The organism is Corallococcus sp. AB011P, from assembly GCF_003611605.1.
GTDB classification, from domain to species: domain Bacteria; phylum Myxococcota; class Myxococcia; order Myxococcales; family Myxococcaceae; genus Corallococcus; species Corallococcus coralloides.
Genome location: NZ_RAVX01000025.1, coordinates 54,720 through 73,938 on the forward strand (window position 1 = coordinate 54,720; position 19,219 = coordinate 73,938).

General features: G+C 69.3%; 17 protein-coding genes. 7 read left to right on the plus strand and 10 right to left on the minus strand.

What is annotated here, in order from left to right:
• Positions 1 to 135 precede the first annotated feature (135 nt).
• Both D7X30_RS36575 and D7X30_RS36580 read right to left on the minus strand, forming a co-directional pair.
• A complete protein-coding gene (locus tag D7X30_RS36575; protein ID WP_120567609.1) occupies positions 136 to 1,437 on the minus strand; it encodes an MFS transporter in 1,302 nt (433 codons plus the stop codon).
• A gap of 30 nt (positions 1,438 to 1,467) precedes the next feature.
• A complete protein-coding gene (locus D7X30_RS36580) occupies positions 1,468 to 3,531 on the minus strand; it encodes a HAMP domain-containing methyl-accepting chemotaxis protein (RefSeq protein ID WP_120567672.1) in 2,064 nt (687 codons plus the stop codon).
• A 109-nt stretch (positions 3,532 to 3,640) separates the two neighbouring features.
• On the opposite strand from D7X30_RS36580, the gene D7X30_RS36585 reads away from it, so the two are divergent.
• Entirely contained in the window at positions 3,641 to 4,669 is a 1,029-nt protein-coding gene (locus D7X30_RS36585; RefSeq protein WP_233592026.1) for a histone deacetylase, read from the plus strand.
• Positions 4,670 to 4,705: 36 nt separating this feature from the next.
• Here D7X30_RS36585 and D7X30_RS36590 read toward each other — a convergent pair whose 3' ends face one another.
• The 3 genes from D7X30_RS36590 to D7X30_RS36600 all read right to left on the minus strand — a co-directional run bounded on the left by D7X30_RS36590 (position 4,706) and on the right by D7X30_RS36600 (position 6,908).
• Positions 4,706 to 5,332, minus strand: a complete 627-nt coding sequence (locus D7X30_RS36590; RefSeq protein ID WP_120567611.1) for a hypothetical protein — start codon at positions 5,330 to 5,332, stop codon at positions 4,706 to 4,708.
• Positions 5,333 to 5,373: 41 nt separating this feature from the next.
• Positions 5,374 to 6,177 carry a hypothetical protein gene (locus tag D7X30_RS36595; protein WP_120567612.1) on the minus strand — a complete coding sequence of 268 codons (804 nt, stop codon included), beginning with the start codon at positions 6,175 to 6,177 and terminating at the stop codon, positions 5,374 to 5,376.
• Between the two features lie 77 nt (positions 6,178 to 6,254).
• The gene (locus D7X30_RS36600; RefSeq protein WP_120567613.1) at positions 6,255 to 6,908 is read right to left on the minus strand and encodes a glutathione S-transferase family protein; all 654 of its coding nucleotides are present in this window, start codon (positions 6,906 to 6,908) and stop codon (positions 6,255 to 6,257) included.
• Positions 6,909 to 7,177: 269 nt separating this feature from the next.
• On the opposite strand from D7X30_RS36600, the gene D7X30_RS43895 reads away from it, so the two are divergent.
• From D7X30_RS43895 to D7X30_RS36630, 6 genes are all read left to right on the plus strand, one after another.
• Positions 7,178 to 7,393 (plus strand): hypothetical protein, encoded by a 216-nt coding sequence (locus D7X30_RS43895; RefSeq protein ID WP_370052015.1) that lies wholly within the window; start codon positions 7,178 to 7,180, stop codon positions 7,391 to 7,393.
• The gene (locus tag D7X30_RS36610) at positions 7,291 to 7,875 is read left to right on the plus strand and encodes a sodium-independent anion transporter (RefSeq protein WP_233592028.1); all 585 of its coding nucleotides are present in this window, start codon (positions 7,291 to 7,293) and stop codon (positions 7,873 to 7,875) included. Before D7X30_RS43895 ends, D7X30_RS36610 begins: the two co-directional genes overlap by 103 nt.
• A gap of 132 nt (positions 7,876 to 8,007) precedes the next feature.
• Positions 8,008 to 8,913 carry a DUF6310 domain-containing protein gene (locus tag D7X30_RS36615; RefSeq protein ID WP_120567616.1) on the plus strand — a complete coding sequence of 302 codons (906 nt, stop codon included), beginning with the start codon at positions 8,008 to 8,010 and terminating at the stop codon, positions 8,911 to 8,913.
• Entirely contained in the window at positions 8,910 to 9,665 is a 756-nt protein-coding gene (locus D7X30_RS36620) for a DUF5953 family protein (protein ID WP_120567617.1), read from the plus strand. The genes D7X30_RS36615 and D7X30_RS36620 overlap by 4 nt, the downstream gene beginning before the upstream one ends.
• A gap of 96 nt (positions 9,666 to 9,761) precedes the next feature.
• A complete protein-coding gene (locus tag D7X30_RS36625; protein WP_120567618.1) occupies positions 9,762 to 11,420 on the plus strand; it encodes an arylsulfatase in 1,659 nt (552 codons plus the stop codon).
• A 122-nt stretch (positions 11,421 to 11,542) separates the two neighbouring features.
• The gene (locus D7X30_RS36630; RefSeq protein WP_120567619.1) at positions 11,543 to 12,544 is read left to right on the plus strand and encodes a formylglycine-generating enzyme family protein; all 1,002 of its coding nucleotides are present in this window, start codon (positions 11,543 to 11,545) and stop codon (positions 12,542 to 12,544) included.
• A 3-nt stretch (positions 12,545 to 12,547) separates the two neighbouring features.
• On the opposite strand, the gene D7X30_RS36635 is transcribed toward D7X30_RS36630, so the two are convergent.
• The 5 genes from D7X30_RS36635 to D7X30_RS36655 form a co-directional block, all read right to left on the minus strand.
• Complete coding sequence (locus tag D7X30_RS36635) at positions 12,548 to 13,813, minus strand: threonine/serine exporter ThrE family protein (RefSeq protein ID WP_120567620.1); 1,266 nt, start codon at positions 13,811 to 13,813, stop codon at positions 12,548 to 12,550.
• Positions 13,810 to 15,261: a hypothetical protein gene (locus D7X30_RS36640; protein WP_120567621.1), complete on the minus strand. Its 1,452-nt coding sequence runs from the start codon at positions 15,259 to 15,261 to the stop codon at positions 13,810 to 13,812. Before D7X30_RS36640 ends, D7X30_RS36635 begins: the two co-directional genes overlap by 4 nt.
• A gap of 4 nt (positions 15,262 to 15,265) precedes the next feature.
• Positions 15,266 to 17,023 carry a SulP family inorganic anion transporter gene (locus D7X30_RS36645; protein ID WP_120567622.1) on the minus strand — a complete coding sequence of 586 codons (1,758 nt, stop codon included), beginning with the start codon at positions 17,021 to 17,023 and terminating at the stop codon, positions 15,266 to 15,268.
• Positions 17,024 to 17,139: 116 nt separating this feature from the next.
• On the minus strand, positions 17,140 to 18,042 hold the full coding sequence (locus D7X30_RS36650) for a bile acid:sodium symporter (RefSeq protein WP_120567623.1): 903 nt from the start codon (positions 18,040 to 18,042) through the stop codon (positions 17,140 to 17,142).
• Positions 18,042 to 19,034, minus strand: coding sequence for an HAD family phosphatase (locus D7X30_RS36655; protein WP_120567624.1), 993 nt, complete (start codon positions 19,032 to 19,034; stop codon positions 18,042 to 18,044). The genes D7X30_RS36650 and D7X30_RS36655 overlap by 1 nt, the downstream gene beginning before the upstream one ends.
• Positions 19,035 to 19,219: the final 185 nt, after the last annotated feature.

Genomic DNA, 19,219 nt, shown 5'->3' on the forward strand with positions numbered 1-19,219 from the left:
CCAGGGGTTATCGCGCCCACAGGCGGCCCGCGCAACCGTCAGCAACCGTCCAGCGTCCGTCTGGCCTCGTGTCCGGGAGGCGGGCGGCCGGGCTCCCCGCCCCACTCCCATGCTCCCCTGGGGCACATTGCCCCATCAGCCGTGGGAGTGGGCCTCGGGTGACAGCGGCGCGGCCATCCCCTGGGCCGGGGGTACCGCCAGGGCCCGGGCCTGTTCGCGCGAGCGCACCCGCCCCTCCACCACCCGCAGCATGACGGGCACACCCGCCGCCAGCCCGATGGACACCCAGGCGATGGTGTCCATGCCGCCGAGCGTCCCGTCCGGCAGGTCCACCAGCAGGCGCGACGACAGGAAGGCCCCCACCGCGGAGGCCATGTGCTGGGTCGCGGACTGCAGCGACATGAAGCGGGCGCGCACCGGGTTGTCCGGCACGCGCGAGGTGAGCGTGTTGTACGCCACGTTGCGCACGCCCATGGCCAGCATGAAGACCATGAACAGCAGGGGGATGGGCAGCCACGCGGGGTAGTGGATGAAGCCCACGTACGTGGTGAGGGCCGCCAGCACCACGCCCACCGTGCCGATGCGGAAGGAGCCGAGGCGGTCCACCAGCGGCCCCGTCAGCCGCAGCGTGAAGAAGCTCACGATGCCGCCCGCGGCGTAGAGGATCCACAGGTTCTCGCGCGGGTAGCCCAGGTTCTGCTGGAGGTAGGCGGAGATGTTGGGGATGACGATGAAGCCGCTCATCATCACCAGCGCCGTCATCAGGTAGGACAGCTGGACGTCGGTGTTGCCCAGGAGCTGCGCCACGCCCGGGGCCCGGGTCGCGCTGCCGCCGGGCTTGAGGTGCCCGCGCACGGGCGGCAGGAGCCCGAGCGCGGCCACCACCAACACCAGCCCCAGCGCCGCCACCACGAAGAAGGGCGTCCGCCAGCTCCCCAGCTCCGCGACCTTCAAGGCCAGGGGCACGCCCAGCACGGAGGCCACGGAGAAGGACGCCATCACCGCGCCCAGCGCCCGGCCCCGGCGCTCCACCGGGATGAGGTCCGCGATGATGGACAGGGACAGCGCCGTCGCCGGTCCGCCGAAGAGCCCCGCGAACACCCGCGCCAGCAGCAGCGTGGACAGCCCCACCGCGAGTCCCCCCGCCGCGGTGGCCGCCACGAGCCCCAGCATGCACACGGCCAGCGCCTTGCGCCGGTCGAAGCGGTCCAGGAAGTAGCCGCCCAGCAGTCCCGCCACGCTCGCGGCGGCGGTGTAGCTGCCGCCAATGGTCCCGATGTGCGAGGACTCGATGCCCAGCCCCTTCGCGAAGTCCGGGCCCAGCGGCATCACCATCACGAAGTCGAGGATGTTGACGAACTGCACCGCGCCGATGAGGAGCACCACGGCGCGCTCGGACACGGGACGGGGGGAGGCGGACTCGGACGACTCGGGCATGGAGGCCTTCAACGGGGAACGGCTGGTGCGTCAGACGCGGAAGCGGCGCACCTCGGCGCGGAGGATTTCGGCCTGGCGCGTGAGGTTGTCGATGGCCTCCTCCAGCTGGCGCACCGAGCGCGTCTGGTGCTCGGACACGCCCTTGATGGTCTCCACGGCCTTGAGGACCTGTTCGCTGCCCTTGGTCTGCTCCTTCTGGGCGCGGTTCAGGTGGGTGACCATCTCGTTGATGCTTTCGATGGAGCGGGTGATCTGCTTGCTGCCGTGCGCCTGCTCCTGGCTGGAGCGCTGCACGTGCTGGGTGAGCGTCTTCATCCGCTCCGCGCTCTTCATGATCTGCTCGCCGCCCCGGGCCTGCTCGTTGGAGGCCTGGGAGATCATCGACACGGTGGCGGAGATGCGGTGGATGGCGGCCGTGACCTGCTTGCTGCCGCGCGCCTGCTCCACCGTGGCGCGGGCAATGGCCTTCACCATCTGCGTGGACTTCTGGGTGCTGTCGTTGATCTTCCTGAGGGCGCCTTCCGCCTCGCGGCCCAGCAGCACGCCCTCCTCCACGCTCTTGACGCCCTGGTTCATCACCACCACGGCGTTGCGGCTCTCCTCCTGCACGCCGCGGATGAGCTCGGCGATCTCCTTGGTGGACGCGCCGGTGCGCTCAGCCAGGTCCTTGATCTCCTCCGCCACCACCGCGAAGCCCTTGCCGTGCTCGCCCGCCTGCGCGGCGATGATGGCGGCGTTGAGGGCCAGCAGGTTCGTCTGCTCCGCCACGTCGTCGATGACGTTGAGGATGTTGCCAATCTCGCTGATGCGTCGGCCCAGGCTGTCGATGACGCCCGCGGCGGTGCGGCTGGTGTCCTTGATGCGGTCGATGCCGGAGAGCGTCTTGCGCAGGGCCTCCACGCCCGTCTGCGCGTCCTCGAAGACCTGTTCGGACAGGCGGGCCGTCTCGTTGGCGTTGGCGTCGACCTGACCGATGGCGGCGTCCATCTCACTGATGGCGGAGGAGGTGTCCTCCGTGGACGCGGAGAGGTCCTCGATGTTCTTGGCGACCTCCTTGATGGAGTACGTCATCTGCTCGATGGCGCTGGTGGTCTCCTCCACGCTGGCGGCCATGGCCTGGACGTTCTCCGCCACCTCGTCGTTGGTGGCGGCCATCTCCATGATGGAGGAGCTGCTCTCCTCCGCGCTCTGGTAGAGGACCTCCACGTTCTCCGCGATGCCGCGCAGGGAGGCCATCATCTCCACCATGGAGGAGGACGTCTCCTCCACGCGCGACTGCACGGTGCCCGCGCCGGAGGACACGGTGGTGCCGGTGCGGTGGATCTGCTCGATGACGCCGGCCACCACGTCGGACACGCCGCGCACGCGGCCCAGCGTGTCGCGCCAGGACTGGGCCATGCGGTTGAGGGCTTCCGCCAGCTGGCCCAGCTCGTCCTTGTTGTTGCGCACCTCCGCGCGGCCGGTGAGGTCGGCCTCCGCCAGCTTGCGCGCCATGGTCATCATCGCGTCCAGCGGGTGGAGGATGAACGCGCGCGAGATGAGGAACGCCACCAGGAGGAAGAGCACCAGGCCCACGAGGAAGGCCAGCAGCACCGTGTGGCGCAGGGCCGTGAGCACTCCCTCCAGCCGGGCCCCGTCCACCACCACGACGACCTCGCCGGGAACTCCGCCCGAGAGCGTCACCGGGTCGGAGACCGCCCAGGCGTCGTTGGCGAACTCCATCTGCTCCAGAGGAGGAAGGGGACGCTGCTGGAGGCGGTCCTCCAGGCCCTTCGTGAACCAGGTGGGCGGCGACGCGGGGAAGGTGGCGCGGGGCACGCCCTGGGCATCCAGCACCGCCACGACGCTGAAGTCGTCATCCAGGCGGTAGAGCCCTTCCAGGTTGGGCACTGGCTGGGTGCCCGACTGCCTGTCGACCAGGGCAATGACCTCCTTGGCCTTGTTATGGGCGTGCAGCGCCAGGCGCTCCCTCAGGTGGTTGCCCACCTGGCGGGGAACGACGAAGTAGAGCGTCCCCAGGATGACGGCCAGCGCGAGGCCGAACGAACCCAGGAGGATGCCCCGGAGACCGGGTTTCTTGAGGCGACGTGGCAAGGCCCGCGCACTGTAGGGAGGGTGGCCCATCCAGGGCAAGGAACGGACTTCCCCGCCTGCCAGGGACGGACGCTGGGTTCCCGGGAGCAGGATGCGTAAGGTCCAGGAAATGACCGCGACGCTGCTGCTCACCGACCCGCTCTTCCTCCAGCACGACGCCGGCGAGGGCCACCCCGAGTCGCCCGCCCGCTTGCGGCGCATCCTCCAGATGCTGGCGCGAAACCCCGTCGCGGGCACGGTGATGAGCCATCCCCGCTCCGCCACGGACGCGGAGATCCTGGCGGTGCACACCCCGGCACACCTGGACGCGATGGAGAAGCTGGGAGGCCGCTTCGAGCGCATCGACGAGGACACGGCGGTGTCGCCGGACAGCATCGACGCGGCGAGGCTGGCGGCGGGCGCGGCGGTGCAGGCCGTGGAGGCGGTGATGGCGGGGACGGCGAAGAACGCGTTCGCGCTGGTGCGTCCGCCCGGCCACCACGCGGAGCCGGACCGGGCGATGGGCTTCTGCCTCTACAACAACGTCGCCATCGCGGCGGAGGCCGGACGGAGGCTGGGAGCCGAGCGAGTGCTGGTGCTGGACTGGGACGTGCACCACGGCAACGGCACGCAGGCGGCGTTCTGGGGGCGCAGGGACGTGCTCTACCAGTCGGTGCACCAGTTCCCCTACTACCCGGGCAGCGGCGCGGCGCCGGAGGTGGGGCGCGGAGAGGGCCAGGGCTTCACGGTCAACTGCGGCCTGCCGGGCGGCAACACGGACGCGGACTACGGGATGATCTTCGAGGAGCTGCTGCTCCCCGTGGCCCAGGCGTACCGGCCGGACCTGATGCTGGTGTCCGCGGGGTTCGACCCGCACCGCGCGGATCCGATTGGCGGCATGGACGTCACCGAGCGCGGCTTCGCGGCGATGTGCACCGCCGTGCGCAAGCTGGCGGAGGAGGTCTCTGGCGGGAAGCTGGCGCTGGTGCTGGAGGGTGGCTACTCGCTGGAGGGGCTGTCGAACTCCGTGCACGCGTGCATCGAGGTGCTGGCGGGGCGCGATGACAGCTTCGCGTCCGGCACCGTGAACGCGGACGCGCGGGCGGCGCTGGCGACGAGCCGCGAAGCGCTCAAGCCCTTCTGGGCCAGCGTGCGCTGAAGACCGCTGGCGCAGGGAATGCGCGACGCGGCGTCTTCACCCGCCGCCGGACTGACGGCCTTCAATCGCGCACAGGAGCACCGCCGCGGCGATGCCCAGACGCCGATCCAACCGGCGCTGCGTGTCCACGGAGAAGTCCAGGTCGATCTTCTGGATGAACGGGTTGAAGTGCTGCCGGAAGCTGAACACCTGCTCGCTGCCCAGGGTCCCGGTGAAGGTCTGCGGGATGAGGTTGGTGAGGAAGCGCCGCACGAGCGCCAGCAGCATGCTGTCCTCCTCCACCTTGCCCACCTCCTGCCCGTCCGCGTCCAGGATGAGCCAGGTGTCGCGCAGGATGGAGCTCAGGGCCTTGCGGCGCAGCGCGCCCAGGCGCTCTCCCGTCGCCGCGTCGGTGACATCGTAGGTGGCGCCGAAGTCCAGGATGCTGCGGGCCTGGATGGTGATCAGCTCCTCCTGCATGTCTTCCCCGCTGTAGACGCGCAGGTCCTCCTTCAGCTTGAAGGCCTTCATCTTCGAGTAGAAGGCGACGTTGCCCGCCTCGTCGTAGATGTGGAATGCGCCGCCGAAGATCTTGAAGAACTTCCGGCGGAGCATGTAGCGGGTCTGGCCGAAGCGCCCGGAGGCAAGCTCACTCCGGGGACGGGTCTGGAGGGCGGAGGACATGACTCCCTCCCTAGCGCGAAGCGGCGCGCGAGGCCAGGGACCTACGGAATGCCCTGCTGCTGCTTGCTCTTCGCCACGAGCTCCGCGGCCTTGGCGTGGATGTTGTCGAACTGCGTGCGGTAGACGTCCGAGTGGCTCTTGCCCGTCTTCGCGTCCGGGACGTTCTGGCGCGCCCAGTAGCTGTCGAAGCTGGGGTCCGCGCCCTCCAGCCGCTTGCCGAACCGGTCCATCTCCTTGGGCCAGCCCTGGTTCTGGATGCCGTCCTTCATCACCTCATGGTGGCGCTTGATGCCGTCGTACTCGATGCGCTCCATGCTCTTGGCGAAGTTCTCCCGCCGGGCGGGCATGTCGCCGCCCACGTGCTGCTTGCCCAGCGCCGCGTTGACCTCGTTCTGGAAGGCGTCGCCCGTGACCTTGCTGAACTTCTTCTGCTGGGCGGCGTTCGTCATCTCGAAGGCCATGACGCCAGCGCGCTTGGGGCCCGTAAGGTCCGGCCGCAGGCCAATCTGCTTCGGGCCCGCGTAGAACATGCCGCCCTGGACCTGGTCCTTGGTGACGACATTGAGGGTCTTGCCATCGGACGCCTGCGAGGCGTCATTCGCCAGCGCCGCGTACTTCGGATTCTTCAGCATCTCCTCATGCGCCATCTTGTCGTAGGCGGCGTGCATGGAGGGGTCCGTGGGCGGCTTCTGCACCTGCTGCTGCGGCAGCGTCTCCTGGGTCCGCTGCTTCTTCGCCTGGGGCCCCTCCGCCACCGGCTTGCGGATGGGCGAGGTGAGGTCGTCGTGCTTGCGCTTCGGCGGCAGCGAGGGGCCAGAGCCTGCTTTGAAGATGCCACGGGGCATGGGGGACGCTCCTGGGAGGGGAAACGCAGGATAGCGCGAAATCCCCCTCCCGGACACACCGCGTCATGCCCCGCGCGTCAGGCCTCGCGCCGCTCGTGCTGCTTGAAGACTTCCATCTGCGCGGCCAGCGCGCGCTGGAACGCGGGCCGCGCCTCGCAGCGTTCCTTGTAGGCCTTGAGCGTGGGATGCGCGTCGAGCACGTCGGTGTGCCGCAGGATGCGCAGCACCGTGGTCATCATCAGGTCGCCCGCGGTGAAGCGACCCTCCAGGTACTCGCGGTCTCCCAGCCACGTGGCCAGTTCGCCCAGGCGGTGGTGGATCTGCTTCTCCACGTCGGGCCGGTGGAGCTTCGCCCACTGGGCATCCGGCGAGAACAGGTCGATCTCCGCGAGCTGCTGGACGTAGATCTCCAGCGAGTTCAACGCCGCGAACACCCACGTGAGCGCGCGCGCCCGGCCCGCCTCGTCCGTGGGGAAGAGCACTTCGCTCTTCAACGCGATGTGGACCACGATGGCGCCCGACTCGAAGAGCGTCAGGCCGTCCTCCTGGAACACCGGCACCTGCCCGAAGGGCTGCTGCGCGCGGTAGTCCGCGGACTTCTGAACCTGGGGGTCGATGAGCCGCGCCTCGTAGGGCAGGCCCGCCTCCTCCAGCGCCCACCGCACCCGGAGGTCACGAACCACGCCCTGCGCGAACGGCGGCACCCACTTGAATGCACTGACGGTGATCATGCGCGGCAGCCTCGCGCCAGTCCGGCAGGCATGACCACCATCATGCATGACGCATGTCGCCGGAGTGACTGGACGGATGCGCCACTGCCGTCCCTCTCCACTGGACGATGCTCCTGTCGGGTCGGGTGGCCACCTCGTACGCATGGGCACCCCATGGCTCACCCGCGCCAGCTCCGTCGTCGCTTCGCCGCGGGGCTATGGCGGGACGCGCCTGAAGAAGGACCTGGGCGGGCGCGCTCACGGTGACGGTGCCGCACATCCCGGAGGGCATGGCCTACGCGCGGCTCGCGGGGATGCCTCCGCAGGCGGCTCTGTACTCCACCCCTGCGGCGCTGGCGTTGGATGCGCTGTTCGGCAGCTCATCATCACGGTGTCCGCCAGCGTGTCGGTGCTCTCCGCCGCCACGGAGGGCGCGATGGCGCAGCGGGGCACGCCGCGCTTCGTGGCGCTCACGTGCGCGGGGGCGGTGCTGGCGGGCGTGCTGAAGCTGGGGCGAGTGCCTGGGACGCTGGACCTGGCGGCCACGCAGCGCGAGTCCTCCGCCATCACCCTGCCCAGCCTGGACGTCTTCCGGCCGGAGGAAGGGCTGATCTTCGCCAACGCCACGTCGCTGCGGGACGAAGTGCTGAAGCGAGTGCCCGACGCGAAGGTGCCGGTGCGCGAGGTGTTGCTGGACCTGGAGCTGACGGATGACCTGGACGTGCCGGGCGCCGACATGCTGGCGGGGCTGCACGAGGATCTGTCGAACCGGGGCATCACGTTGTCACTGGCCCGGGTGCATGCGCCGACGCTGCGGCTGCTGGAGCGCACGGGCGTGCTGGCGATGGTGGGACGGGAGAATGTCCATCCGCACGTGCGTGGAGGCGTGGATGTCCTGTACCTGGTGCGCTCGCGCGTGGACGAAGCGGGCGCTGCTGCACGGCGAGGAGCGGCACAGACAGGAGGACCTGCTCATCCGGCTGGATGAAGCGGACACGCGTACGCGTGAGCTGCTGCGGAACCTGCCGCATCCACCGGCCGATGACGACTCGCGGGGGCCCGTGCACTGAAGGGCTCGGCTGGTACTGTTCGAGGGTCCCCTCCTCGAAAGAACGTGGCCATGCAGGGTCGAGCCGCCATCGCGCTTCTGCTTCTTCTCTCGGCGTGCGCGTCGTCAACGCCGGCTCTGCGCGGTTCCGCGGCCGGGAGCACGCGTATCACCAACCTTCAGCGGGCCGCGAAGCTGCCCTGGACGGATGAGGGACGGTGCGTCGTCCAGGAAGCATCCCGCCCCTGGGCCGAGGTGGTGGAGCGGTGCTTCACAGCGCTGGACACCGACCGGGTCCGGTTTCGCGACACGACGGGACAGTGCACCGTGGCCTCCGCGGACGCGGCGGCGCTGGGAATTGGGGTCTGCGTCCTGGCCGCGCCGGAAATCGTCGTGGGCGCGGTGATTGTCGTCGGCCTCGTGGTGGTCGCCGTCGCCATCAAGGAAGAGCTGGACGCGTATGAGTTCCGCCAGCTCTATCCGGAGGAGGTGAAGCCCGTGGTCGGAACGATGGTGGCGCCTCGGGAGACCGTGGCGAAACGAAAGCCGCAGCCAGAGCCCTCGGGCCAGGACCTGCTCCCGCCACTTCCGCCCAGGCACCGCAGGCGCCCCTCCCGCTGCGAGCCCATCCCCGTGCCGCACAGAGGCGGAGACGACGAGCACAACAAGTGCGCGGATCGCATCCCGCCGAACCGGTTTCCCGGCATGGATGCGCTCGTGGATGGGAAGCACTTCGATGCGTTGCAGGTCGGCGTGCCCGTGCTGTGGGAGATCAAGACCGACCAGTTCGACACGTACAGTGCTTTCCTCAAAGTAACGGTCGTTGAAGACCAGGTCAGGACGATGCGCGAAGAGAGGGACATCGCTAAAGCCTGTGGGTATGGCTTCGTCGTGGGAGTGAGCACCGAAGAGCACAAAGAGGCGCTGCTTAGGCAGGACGAACGCCTCCATATCGTTGTCACAGGATGCACCCGATGACCACGCATTCTCTCCTTGCCTTCACCATCTACGCCCCAGCACTGATGCACAACGACGGCCGTCCACTCACGGTTGTCCATGCAATGGAACGAGCGTTCCCAGGCCTGCGCATGGAATGGGAAATCTCCAAGGAAGGGCACCCCATTGCATTGCCGCAACGGGACTCATGGATCGAGGAAGCGGCATCACGCAGGAGACTTCCTCTCCTATGCAACGGCGACGAGAGCTATCCAGTAACGCTCAGCGGGCTGGAGACTCCTGCACGTCAAGCTCCAGGCGGACAGCCCCTTCTCGACATCCATGCACAGCTGCCCCTGGATGCAGTCGCCATCGAGAACGCCACGAACATGCTGGCGGGCATCGCAGAGAGTGCGAGGGGGTTCTGGGGGCATGCGTCTCAGGGGAGCTTCGGTGTGGAGATCTCCGAGCAACTGCGTCGCTCCGCGAATGCGCCGAAGCTGTCGCCTCGGGGACTCCCCATGCTGGAAATGCCATGGCACCTCCGCGCACCCACGATTCCGCATTACCTAGGGTGGCTGAACTACTGGTCCGAAGCCGCCGCGCAGGCCATCGGTTTCCCGGACGCTGCTCGCGACGCGGAGCTGCTGTCTCACTCACGGCGCACGCCTGCTGGCGGATGGGTGGTCCAGCTCACGGAAGCCCCGCTCGACTACGACAACCCCGAGCACATCGAAGCACTCCGGCGGGCCTACGAGCGGTTCCCCGCCATTGGTGGACGCGACTCACGCTGAGCCCTGGAGCTGCCTCCTGGGTGCCCGCCTGCCTCTGCCTCCTGGAACGATGCCCGGGCCGACTTCTGTGAACACCTCGTGCCCAGGAGGTCTCGCATGGCAAGCAAGGCAAAGCCCTCGGGCAACGGACATGGGAAGCAGACGAAGCAGAAGCCCAACATCCTGGTCATCTGGGGAGATGACATCGGCTTCTGGAACATCAGCGCCTACAACCAGGGGATGATGGGCTACCGCACGCCCAACATCGACCGCATCGCGAAGCAAGGCGCGATGATGACGGACTGCTACGGCCAGCAGAGCTGCACCGCGGGCCGCGCGGCGTTCATCACTGGCATGAACCCGCTTCGCACGGGGCTCACCACCATTGGCATGCCCGGCGCGAAGTACGGCCTGCAGGACTCCGACCCCACCATCGCGGAGATGCTCAAGCCGCTGGGCTACACCTGCGGCCAGTTCGGCAAGAACCACCTGGGCGACTCCAATCCCTACCTGCCCACCAACCACGGCTTTGACGAGTTCTTCGGCAACCTCTACCACCTCAACGCGGAGAACGAGCCGGAGTGCCCGGACTACCCCAAGGACCCGTCCTTCAAGGCCCACTTCGGGCCTCGCGGCGTGCTGCACAGCTGGGCCACGAACCGCAAGGACGTCACCGAGGAGCCGCGCTGGGGCATCGTGGGCAGCCAGCGCATCGAGGACACCGGTCCGCTCACCACGAAGCGCATGGAGACGGTGGACGGTGAGTTCCTGAAGGGGTCGCTGGACTTCATGGATCGCGCCGTGAAGGACGGCAAGCCGTTCTTCCTCTGGCACAACACCACGCGCACGCACGTCTGGACGTTCCTCCAGGAGAAGTACCGGAACGCCACGGGCTACGGCCTCTACGCGGACGCGATGCGGGAGCTGGATGACATCGTCGGGGTGCTCCTGGCCAAGCTGGATGAGCTGGGCATCGCGGACAACACCCTGGTGGTCTTCTCCACCGACAACGGCGTGGAGAAGATGGGCTGGCCGGACGGTGGCAACAGCCCGTTCCGCGGGGAGAAGGGCTCCACGTGGGAGGGCGGCGTGCGGGTGCCGTGCCTGGTGCGCTGGCCGGGCGTGGTGGAGCCGGGGCGCGTCATCAACGACATCTTCGCGCACGAGGACTGGATGCCCACGATGGTGGCGGCGGCGGGCGGCCCCACGGACCTGGTGGAGAAGTGCAAGCACGGCCACAAGGTGGGGCCCAAGACCTTCCGGGTCCACCTGGACGGGTATGACCAGAACGGGCTCCTGGCCGGTACGGAGGAGGGCCGCCGGAACGAGTTCATCTACGTGCTCGACAGCGGCGACCTGGCGGCGGTCCGGTACAAGGACTGGAAGATCATCTTCAGCTACCAGGACGGCGAAGGCCCGGACATGTGGTTCAGCGGCAAGCGCTTCAACCCATCGTGGCCCTACCTCATCAACCTGCGCTCGGACCCGTTCGAGTACGGGCCCCACTCCGGCCTGTACACATCCTGGTACGGCGAGCGCATGTTCACGTTCGTCCCCGCGCAGATGCTGGTGAAGCAGTTCGCGGAGAGCCTCATCGAGTTCCTGCCCAGCCAGGCCCCGGGCAGCCTGAGCATCGGGCCGATGAAGGCGCGCGTGAAACAGCAGATGGAGGAGGCGCGCAAGAAGAAGGAGGAGCCCAGCATCAGCGACCAGGTCATGTCCCTGGCCGATGACGTGGAGCACTTCATCCACCGCTTCCAGCAGTCGCACCACTAGCCGTCCGGGGCGTCGGGCCGTGGAGCGCCCAATCCTCCACTGCCCGACACCCGTCCTGTTCCCGGGTGCGAGTGTCATTCCGCCCACCGGGCCGGATGTTCTCCGTTGGAGGACTTCAAGCCATGCACCGGAATGACAGCCTCGACGCCACTGCCAACGCGGAGCCCACGGACACCGCCGCGCGCCCCGGCCGTGCTCCCTTCCCGGACATGGTTTGGATTCCCGGTGGCACGTACTGGATGGGCTCCGACCATCACTATCCGGAAGAGGCCCCTGCCCATCAGGTGACCGTCTCCGGCTTCTGGATGGACCGCTTCACCGTGACGAACGAACAGTTCGCCCGCTTTGTCGAAGCCACCGGCTACGTCACCGTCGCCCAGCGCCCGCTCAATCCCGCGGACTACCCCGGCGCGACACCGGAGACGCTCGTCCCCGGCTCGCTCGTCTTTCGAAAGGCCCAGGGCCCCGTGGACCTGGGCAACGTGGCCAACTGGTGGAGCTATGTCCCCGAGGCCTGCTGGAAACACCCCGAAGGCCGCCGCTCCTCCGTGAAACACCGCCGCGACCACCCCGTCGTCCACATCGCCTATGAAGACGCGGAGGCCTTTGCCACCTGGGCCGGCAAGACGCTCCCCACCGAGGCGGAGTGGGAGCGCGCTGCTCGCGGTGGACTGGACCGCAACGAGTTCTGCTGGGGCAATGAGCTCACCCCGAACGGCGAACACCTGGCCAACACCTGGCAGGGCTACTTCCCGTGGCAGAACCTCCGCGAAGACGGCCACGACGGCACCTGCTCCGTCGGCGCCTTCCCGCCCAATGGCTACGGCCTGCATGAGATGGCCGGCAACGTCTGGGAATGGACCACCGACTGGTACCAGGAGCGCCACCAGGGCAACAAAGGCAAGGCCTGCTGCATCCCCGTCAACCCACGAGGCCCCTCCACCGCGCAGGGCAGCCAGGACCCCTTCACGCCCGCCATCACCATCCCGCGCCGCGTCCTCAAGGGCGGCAGCCACCTGTGCGCGCCCAACTACTGCCGCCGCTACCGCCCCGCTGCGCGCTCGCCCCAGGCCGTGGACAGCGGCGCCAGCCACATCGGCTTCCGCTGCATCGTGCGCCCGTAGCCGCTACGCGTGGCCTGCGCTCGGAGGCACAGGCGAGCCTCGGTCCACCAGGTCGCGCGGCGGCACCACCACCGTGGCGAACACCAGCCCCAGCACCAGTTGGAGCGCCACCAGCAGCACGTTGAACAGCCGGGCGTCCTCCGCGCCCGCGCCGAGCAGCGCGACGATGGCTTCCGTGCCGATGAAGCCCGGCGTCAGCTGCAACATCCCCGGCATGATGACCGTCATGGGCATCCGGTCCCTCCCGCGCCCGTAGAGCAGCCCCGCCACGCCCAGCACGAACGCGGACAACAGCGGGCTGCCCCGGTCCCCGAGCAGCATCTTCGTCAGCACCTGCGTCCCGTAGGCGAGCAGCACCCCGCCTACAATCCACGCGACGTCGCGCGGCCGCCCGGACATGCACACCGACAGCGCCCCCCCGCCCACCGCCACCACGAAGAACGTCAGGAGCGGCGGCAGCGCGTGCTGCTCGAAGTGCGGCGGCAGCGGCCCGCCGAAGCGCCAGAGCGTCCCCGCCGCCGCGATGCCCACGCCCAGCATCAGGAAGCGCAGGAGGCCGTACATGAGCCGGGGCAGGCCTGCCTCCACCGCCCCCAGGGCCAGCTCCAGCGAGCCCAGCGTCACCACCATCGCGGGCACCAGCAGCGTCACCCCGCCGAACAGCGCCCGCACGGCGTTGAAGGGCGGCAGGAGGAGCGTGAGCCCCAACGCCACCAGCGCCCCCAGGAACGCGGCGAGGAAGCTCTTCTGCAGATCCACTCGATGCGAGTTCAGCGTGCCGAAGTGGATGAGGCCCGCGATGAGGCCCACGAAGAAGGCCACGAGCATCTCCCACCACGCCCCGCCCACTCGCGCCGCCACCGCCGCGCCGTAGACGCCGTAGGCCGCGAACACGAGCCACTCGGGGTACGGCGCGTGCGTGGCCACGATGCGGTCCAGCTCCGGGCGAGCCTCGGGCAGCCGCATGCGACCTTCGGCGATGGCGTCCGCCAGCCGCAAGAGCGCCGCGGCCCGGCCCAGGTTCCAGTGCGGGTTGAAGGGCAGCCTCTCGAAGGCCACGTGCGGGCCCCGCGATGACATCACCTGCGTCATCGCCAGGCTCTGGAGCGTGAAGACCTCCACGTCCAGCCCCCACGCCTTCGCGGCCCGGCGCACGCGCGTCTCCACCAGCAGCGACGGCTGGTAGGCCAGGTGCAACGCCTTCGCCAGGTCCAGCAGGAAGGCGGAGGCCTCCTCCTCGTCCACCGCGCCGTCGCGCTCCCGCGTCATGGAGCGTCCGCCTTGGGGACTTCTTCCACCGCGCCCTTTCCGCTCGTGCTCCGCGTGTCCTTGAACGAGAAGCTGGCGCCCACCAGCAGCGTGGCCTGGAAGAAGTGGACGTCCTGGGTTCGCATGGGAGTGGACAGGCCCAGTTGCTGGAGCGTCTCCGCGAAGCGAGCGGTCTGCTTGCTTCCCCACGCCAGGTCGCCGCCCAGCGTGAAGCGGGAGCGGCCCAGCACGAAGTGGATGCCCGAGGCGACGTGGTACAGGTCCCAGCCCCCGACCAGCGCGTTCGTCGCGTGCGTCTGATCCAACGCGCTGAAGTCCGTGTGCCCGCTCAGGTACGCACGCACCCGGTCCCCCAGCGCCTGCTCCACGCCCAGCGCCCCGTTGAGCAGCGGCTTGAGCGCGAAGGCGTAGTCCCCGTCGATGGGCTCGGTGGTGCCGCGCGGCACGATGGGCGCGGCGTCCACCAGGGTGAGGGACGAGACGCGCGCGTAGCCCTCCAGGGACGCGTACACCGCGGTCGACTCGCCGAAGCTCCGGCTGACGCCGAGCGCCGCGGACCAGGAGTTGCGGAAGTGCGCCGGCAGGTCCTCCTGGAAGTTGAACACCGGCGCGGGCGCGTTCGTGTCCAGCCCCTGGGATTGGACGGCGCGCTCGAACCCCACCGAGCCCCGGCCCCAGAGCGCCAGGCTCGGCGTCGTCACGGCGAGCCCCACGGCCCAGGGGCCGTGCTGGTAGCTGGCGCCCACCTTCAACAACACCCGGACGTGGTCGAACTCCAGGTCGCGCCCCAGGGTCGCCAGCAGCCGCTCGCCGGCGGCACCGGAGCCCTGCGCCTGCGTCTGGAAGCGCAGCTCGTGATGCCGGGTCGCGACGAACGGCGTCAGGCCCAGGCCCAGGTGCTCCGTGATGGGGTAGGCCCAGGAGAGGCCCGTCCAGAACTCGCTCACGGTCTGGTCCAGGCGCACGTCCGTGGACAGCATGTCCAGGCCCCGCACGCCGGCCAGGTCCGTGCCCAGCCGCGTGCCGCGCGACTGCAGGCTGTAGGAGAAGCCCTGGCGCGTGAGCAGCGAGTAGGCCATCCGGGACTTCCCCAGGAACCCGAAGCGCAGCGAGCCGGCGATGAGTGACGGCAGCACGTCCACGTTGGAGTCGGACAGGTCAATCCCCTGGCCCTGCCCGTCCTTCACCTTCAGGCGCGTGTATTCGTACACGCTGCCGGTGAGCTCCAGCTCCGGCGCGCCCAGGAGCGCGAGCGCGCCGGGGTTGTAATAGACGGCGCTGATGTCGTTCGGGTTGCCCACGAAGGAGCCTCCCAACAGCCACGCCCGGTTGCCGAACTGCCGCGTGGTGTAGTGCGCGTCCTGCGCCAGCGCCGTCACGGACACGAGCAGTCCCAGCACCGCGCCCGTGACCGCGCCAACTCGGGCCTTGGATTGGATTGGCGTCATGGCGTCAGTGCACCTGTGGCGAGGAGACGGGCTCGCCGCTCCAGGCGGTCCGCGCGTCGTCTCGCGATTCGAGGTAGGCGCGAACGGCCGCGCCCACGGTGGGAAAGAGCCGGTCCTCGCCGATCCGCGCGGCCAGCCCCGAGCGCTTCAACGTCCGGCGCATCGGCGCGCGCGCCTGGGCCACGGCGAAGACGAGGCCTTCGTCCGTGAGCTCGTGGCGCACCTGCTCCAGGCTCTCCGCGGCGGTGATGTCCAGGTCGAACACGGAGGACGCGTCCAGCACGAACCACTGCACCGGGTGGCGCGAGTCAGCCACCAGCCGGCGCACCTGTTCGCGCAGGAAGCGGGCGTTGGCGAAGAAGAGGGGCGCGTCGAAGCGGTAGACGACGAGGCCGGGAATCGTCTCCGCGTCCGCGTGGCCCTCCACGTCGTGCCAGCCGGGCATGCCCTCGCGCTCGCCCAGCACGGCGTCGTGCGGGTGCGCCGCGCGGCGGATGAGGTCCACCAGCGCCAGCGCCACCGCGATGAGGATGCCCTGGAGGATGCCCAGGAAGAGCACGCCCAGCGTCGTCACCACCGCGAGCACCGCCTCCACCGGCCGCACGCGCCAGAGCCGGAGGAGGGGCTTCACCTCCAGCAGGTACACCGCCGCGACGATGACGATGGCCCCCAGCGTCACCAGGGGCAGCTTCGCCAGCAGCGGCGTGAGGAACAGCGAGAACACCAGCACCACCCCGGCCGCGCCCACGCCGACCAGCTGCGTGCGTCCCTTCATGGACACGTTGACCGCCGTGCGTGAGTCGCTGCCCGTCACCGGGAAGCCCTGGGTGAGGCCGGTGAGCAGGTTGGCCGCCGCCTGGCCGAAGAACTCCTGATGGGTGTCCAGCCGGTAGCCGAAGCGGTCCGCGTAGATGCGGCCCGCGAGCACGGAGCTGGCGTAGTTCACCAGCGCGATGCTGAAGGCCGCCGGAAGGAGCGTGCGCACGTCCTCGAAGCGCCACGAGGGCAGGCCGAAGGCGGGCGCCGCCGCGGCGATGGGCCCCACCACCTTCACGCCGCCGTGCTCCAGTTGGAACGCCCAGGTCACCAGCGTGGTGAGCACCACCATCACCAGCGGCGCGGGCCACCGAGGCAGGAAGCTGCGCATGGCCACCAGCGCCGCGACGATGGCCAGCCCCAACAGCAGCGTGGGCACGTGCGTGCGGCCCACGTTCGCCGCGACCTCATGCAACTGCCCCGCGAACTGGTTCGCCCTGCGCTCCAGCCCGAACATCCGGGCCAATTGGCTGCCAATGATGATGAGCGCCGCGCCGTTGACGTAGCCGATGAGGATGGGCCGCGACAGGAAGTCCGCCAGCGCCCCCGCGCGGCACAGCCCGCCCAAGAGGCTCACCCCGCCCACCATCAAAGCGAGGAGCGCCGCCAGGGACGCCAGCCGCTCCGGTCCTCCGCCCGCCACCACCGGGCCCAGCGCCGTCGCGGTGAGGATGGCCGCGCCCGCCTCCGGCCCCAGCAGCAGGTGGCGCGACGGACCGAACAGCGCGTACGCCAGCATCGCGAAGACGCCCGCGTACAGCCCCGCCACGGGACGCACGCCGACAATCTGCGCGTAGGCCAGCCCCTGGGGAATGAGCATCGTGCCCACGGTGAGCGCGGCCAGGAGGTCCGCGCGCAGCCACCGCCGCTCATAGGTCCGCGCCTGCTCGACGCCCGGGAGGAACCGGCTCAGGTCATGGACGGCCGTGACCGCGGTGCGCTTCATGGCCCTTCCCCCGTGCTCCTGGCCTCCTGGACGCAAGGAAGGGTGGAGGCCCTCGGGCCTCACGGCATCACCCACGCGGGTGCGTTGCGCGCATCGGCTTCACGACAGGGAAGGGCTCACGTGCCCGCGGAGGCCCGCCTGCCCGGCGGCAGGGACGGCCCGCCGCCACGCTCGGACGCCTGGTGGCGCTGGTTCCAGAGCAGGTACGGCAGCATGGCCAAGGTGCGGATGAAGAGGTACAGCCCCATGACCCCCAGCAGGCTCTTCATGGGATAGGTGCTGCCTCCCAGGCAGAGGGCGAAGGCGGGGTTGCCGAAGACGGCGGAGATGGCCAGCGCCGTGCGGTCCTCGGGCCGGGGCCGGCCGGCGATGTGGCCCAGGGCCGTGGACCCCAGCGTCACCACCCCCATCGCGATGAACACCCAGACGTGGAGGCGCTTCAACAACGGGAAGCTGGCAACGACCAGCGCCAGCGCGGCCATGGCCACGGCGACGTTGAAGTAGAGCTTCACCGGCTTGTGCAGCCGGTGCGCCCAGGCGGGCGCCACCTTCTGGATTCCGATGCCGAGCGCGAAGGGCACGAGGAACGGGAGGATGACCCGCTCCAGGAGCACTCCATAGGGCGGCGACTGGATGGCCACGGGGAACAGCCGCTCCAACAGGTTCAAGGACAGCGGCATCAACAGGATGGCGATGAGCGACAGGGTGATGGACAGCGCCAGGGCCAGCGACAGGTTGCCCTTCTGCTGCGACACGACGTTGAGCGCCATGGGCAGCCCCGGGCAGAAGGCCATCAGCGCGATGACGCCCGCCGCGACGGGGGCGAGGGGCAGCACCTTCACCACGATGAGGGACAGCAGCGGCACGCCGACGAGGCACACCCCCAGCCCTCGCGCGAACGCCGGCTGCCTCACGCCGTGGCCCAGGTCCGCCAGGCGCCACGACAGGCCCTGCGACAGACCGAGCGCGAGGATGAAGGTCGAAATCATCAGCTTGATGAAGGCGTGCAGGGCGTCCATCAGCGTCCCTCCTCCGGGAAGATGTGCTTCCAGTCCTGGCGCATGCTGACCACGGTCCAGCCGCCCTCGCGCGCGGCCTTCAAGGACGCGTCGTTCTTCTCCTGGTAGGCGAACTCGCGCTCCGCGTCGTCGTGGTTGATGAGCAACGAGAAGCCGGGGCGGGGCTGCTCCTTCGTGTACTGGAGCATCTGGATGTCGCCGCCCGACCGGACATTGCCCGCCGCGAACACGGGCCGCCGCCCGATGTGCTGCTCGATTCCCACCGGCTTGCCGGCCTTGTCGTTGAGGTGGTCCAGGCGGGCCTCGCGCCGCAGCACCGGGTGGCCGTTCCCCTCGTCGAACTTCTCTTTCAGGCGGCTGCCGATGACCTGCTGGGGTGGGATGCCGTAGGTGTCCTCGGAGACGACGCGCATGAAGTCGGCACCGCCGCCCGAGGAGATCCACGTCTGGAAGCCATTGGCGCGCAGGTACTGGAGCAGCTCCAGCATGGGCGCGTAGGCAAGCTGCGTGTACGGCACGCCCAGCTTCGGGTGGCGTGCGGTCTGGAAGAAGGCGCGGGCCTCGCGGGCGAACTCGTCCTGCGTCTTGCCCGCCAGGGTGGCGGCGACCCGTTCCATCAACTGGGGCTCCTCCATGGACGACAGCAGGGCCACGTCCCCTTCCAGCACGGCCTTGAAGGGCTGCCGCTTCGCGAGCGACGCGTCCTCCTTCACGGCCGCCTTGACCTGCTCCAGCAGGAAGGCGCCCTGCACGACAGGCTGCTCCTGCCAGAGCGTGCCGTCGTTGTCGAAGGTGGCGATGCGCTCCTCCGGGGGGATGTAGCCAGGGCCGCCCTCGGTGGTGGCACGGGTGACGAAGTCGAGGATGGACTGCTTCACCGGACCGTCACTCCAGGACGGCAGCGGATCCGCCGCCAATGACTGGAGGGGAACGGCGGCCAGCAGTGCCAGCGCCCACGGCAGGCAGGTCGGGCCCTTCCACGTGCGTCGCATCACGGGCGCCTCCTGTCCGGTGCAATCCCAGACATGAGGTTGGGAACGCGGAAGTCATTCCACAACGCGGCATGGAGGGCGCGGGAGGAGGGCCCGCTGTGCCCGGCCGTCGGAGAGGAGGCGACGTCTGGCGAAGGGGGAAACGGCGCGGCACAGGCCCCCCATGAGTCCGAGCAGCAAGCAAC